The 3,781-nt window shown below is 68.1% G+C and carries 1 protein-coding gene and 1 pseudogene; one reads left to right on the top strand and one right to left on the bottom strand.

The window, feature by feature from the left end; genetic code table 11:
• A partial coding sequence (locus tag A9X00_RS14265; RefSeq protein ID WP_156772084.1) for a multifunctional oxoglutarate decarboxylase/oxoglutarate dehydrogenase thiamine pyrophosphate-binding subunit/dihydrolipoyllysine-residue succinyltransferase subunit occupies positions 1–3,460 on the top strand: 3,460 nt, incomplete at its 5' end.
• Positions 3,461–3,537: 77 nt separating this feature from the next.
• Here A9X00_RS14265 and A9X00_RS31330 read toward each other — a convergent pair.
• Positions 3,538–3,781 (bottom strand): annotated as a pseudogene (locus A9X00_RS31330) (hypothetical protein); the annotation flags it as partial.

Raw genomic sequence — 3,781 nt, 5'->3', positions numbered from 1 at the left:
AGAGGTGAATAAGCGACAGGCCCCGGCTGCGCCGCCCAAGCCCGCCGCTCCCCCGCCGGCCGAGGGCGACGAGGTGCAGGTGCTGCGCGGCGCGGCCGCCGCCGTCGTCAAGAACATGTCCGCGTCGCTGGACGTGCCGACGGCCACCAGCGTGCGCGCCATCCCCGCCAAGCTGCTGATCGACAACCGGATCGTCATCAACAACCAGCTCAAGCGCACCCGCGGCGGCAAGATCTCGTTCACCCACCTGCTGGGCTACGCGCTGGTGCAGGCGATCAAGCAGTTCCCGAACATGAACCGCCACTACGCCGAGGTCGACGGCAAGCCGACCGCGGTCACGCCCGCACACACCAATCTCGGCCTGGCCATCGACCTGCAGGGCAAGGACGGCAAGCGGTCCCTGGTGGTGGCGGGCATCAAGCGCTGCGAGGAGCTGCGGTTCGCGCAGTTCGTCACCGCCTACGAGGACATCGTGCGCCGCGCCCGCGACGGCAAGCTGACCGCGGAAGACTTTGCGGGCGTGACGATTTCGCTGACCAACCCGGGCACCATCGGCACCGTGCACTCGGTGCCCCGGCTGATGGCCGGCCAGGGCGCCATCATCGGCGTCGGCGCCATGGAGTACCCCGCCGAGTTCCAGGGCGCCAGCGAGGAACGCATCGCCGAGCTGGGCATCGGCAAGCTGATCACCCTGACCTCCACCTACGACCACCGCATCATCCAGGGCGCGGAGTCCGGCGACTTCCTGCGCACCATCCACGAGATGCTGCTCTCGGACGATTTCTGGGACGAGATCTTCCGCGAGCTGGGCAACCCGTACCTGCCGGTGCGCTGGAGCACCGACAACCCGGACTCGATCGTCGACAAGAACGCCCGGGTGATGGAGCTGATCGCGGCCTACCGCAACCGCGGGCACCTGATGGCCGACATCGACCCCCTGCGACTGGACAGCACCCGGTTCCGCAGCCACCCCGACCTCGAGATCCTCAACCACGGCCTGACGCTGTGGGACCTCGACCGGGTGTTCAAGGTCAACGGCTTCGCCGGCTGCGAGTACAAGAAGCTGCGCGACGTGCTGGGCCTGCTGCGCGACGCGTACTGCCGCCACATCGGCGTGGAGTACACCCACATCCTCGAGCCCGAACAGCAGGCGTGGCTGCAGGAGCGGGTCGAGACCAAGCACGTCAAACCGACCGTGGCCGAACAGAAGTTCATCCTGAGCAAGCTCAACGCCGCCGAGGCCTTCGAGACGTTCCTGCAGACCAAATACGTTGGGCAGAAACGGTTTTCGCTGGAGGGCGCGGAAAGCGTGATCCCGATGATGGACGCGGCCATCGACCAGTGCGCCGAGCACGGCCTCGACGAGGTGGTCATCGCGATGCCGCACCGCGGCCGGCTCAACGTGCTGGCCAACATCGTCGGAAAGCCGTACTCGCAGATCTTCTCCGAGTTCGAGGGCAACCTCAACCCGTCGCAGGCGCACGGCTCCGGCGACGTGAAGTACCACCTGGGCGCTACCGGCGTGTACCTGCAGATGTTCGGCGACAACGACATTCAGGTTTCGCTGACCGCCAACCCGTCACACCTGGAGGCCGTCGACCCGGTGCTGGAGGGCCTGGTCCGGGCCAAGCAGGACCTGCTGAACCACGGCGCAGAGGACGACGGCGACGAGAAGGCCTTCTCCGTGGTCCCGATGATGCTGCACGGCGACGCCGCGTTCGCCGGGCAGGGGGTCGTCGCCGAGACGCTGAACCTGGCGAACCTGCCCGGTTACCGCGTCGGCGGCACCATCCACATCATCGTCAACAACCAGATCGGCTTCACCACCGCGCCGGAGTACTCCAGGTCCAGCGAATACTGCACCGACGTCGCAAAGATGGTGGGGGCGCCCATCTTTCACGTCAACGGCGACGACCCGGAGGCCTGCGTGTGGGTCGCCCAGTTGGCCGTCGACTTCCGGCAGCGGTTCAAGAAGGACGTCATCATCGACATGCTGTGCTACCGGCGCCGCGGCCACAACGAGGGCGACGACCCGTCGATGACCAACCCGTACATGTACGACGTCGTGGACACCAAGCGCGGGGCCCGCAAGAGCTACACCGAGGCCCTGATCGGCCGCGGCGACATCTCGCTGAAGGAGGCCGAGGACGCGCTGCGCGACTACCAGGGCCAGCTGGAGCGGGTGTTCAACGAGGTCCGCGACCTGGAGAAGCACGGCGTGCAGCCCAGCGCGTCGGTGGAGGCCGACCAGCCGGTCCCGGCGGGGCTGGCCACTGCGGTGGACAAGTCGCTGCTGGCCCGCATCGGCGACGCTTTCCTTTCCGTGCCAGACGGTTTCACCGCGCACCCGCGGGTGCAGCCGGTGCTGGAAAAGCGCCGCGAGATGGCCTACGAGGGCAAGATCGACTGGGCGTTCGGCGAGCTGCTGGCGCTGGGTTCGCTGGTGTCCGAGGGCAAACTGGTGCGGCTGTCCGGGCAGGACACCCGACGCGGCACCTTCTCCCAGCGGCATTCGGTGATCATCGACCGCCACACCGGCGAGGAGTTCACACCGCTGCAGCTGCTGGCGACCAACCTCGACGGCACCCCGACCGGCGGCAAGTTCCTGGTGTACGACTCCCCGCTGTCGGAGTACGCCGCTGTCGGGTTTGAGTACGGCTACACCGTGGGCAACCCGGACGCACTCGTGTTGTGGGAGGCCCAGTTCGGCGACTTCGTCAACGGCGCGCAGTCGATCATCGACGAGTTCATCAGCTCCGGCGAGGCCAAGTGGGGCCAGCTGTCCAACGTGGTGCTGCTGCTGCCGCACGGGCACGAGGGCCAGGGTCCCGACCACACCTCGGGGCGCATCGAGCGGTTCCTGCAGCTGTGGGCGGAGGGCTCGATGACCATCGCGATGCCCTCGACGCCGTCCAACTACTTCCACCTGTTGCGCCGGCACGCGCTCGACGGCATCCAGCGCCCGCTGATCGTGTTCACGCCGAAGTCGATGCTGCGCAACAAGGCTGCGGTCAGCGATATCAAGGACTTCACCGAGATCAAGTTCCGCTCGGTGCTCGAGGAACCCACCTACGAGGACGGCATCGGCGATCGCAGCAAGGTCCGACGGATCCTGCTGACCAGCGGGAAGATCTACTACGAGCTGGTGGCCCGCAAGGCCAAGGACAACCGCGACGACGTCGCGATCGTGCGCATCGAGCAACTGGCCCCGCTGCCCAAGCGCCGGCTGAACGAGACGCTGGACCGCTACCCGGCCGTCGAGGAGTTCTTCTGGGTGCAGGAGGAGCCGGCCAACCAGGGCGCGTGGCCGCGGTTCGGGCTCGAGCTGCCGGAGTTGTTGCCGGACAAGCTGACCGGGCTCAAGCGCATCTCGCGCCGGGCGATGTCGGCGCCGTCGTCGGGCTCGTCGAAGGTGCACGCCGTCGAGCAGCAGGAGATCCTGGACACGGCGTTCGGCTAGGCGGCCGTCGCCACCGGCGAGCGTGCGTGTCTGTACGGCGACACGCCCTGTTGGCCGGCATTTTGCGCACGCTCGCGCTAGGGAATGTGCGTAGCGCCGTTGTTCCCCGTGGCGCCGGCGATTGAACCCGACCCGCCCGCGCCGCCGGCACCGCCGCCGCCGCCGCCGCCCTGCCCCCCGGCGCTACCGACCGGTCCGATGGGGTTATCGGTGCCACCGGAGAACTTGTCCGTGATGCCGCCGGAGCCGCCCTGGCTGCCGTTGCCCCCGAACGCCAGGCCGGGCGCGCCGTAACCGTTGCCGCCGTGGCCGCCGAGGCCG

Origin of the sequence: Mycobacterium sp. 1245805.9 (assembly GCF_001672915.1) — a bacterium.
Taxonomy (GTDB): domain Bacteria; phylum Actinomycetota; class Actinomycetes; order Mycobacteriales; family Mycobacteriaceae; genus Mycobacterium.
The sequence above is the reverse complement of the archived record's forward strand: the minus strand, read 5'-3'. Positions and strand labels throughout refer to the sequence as shown.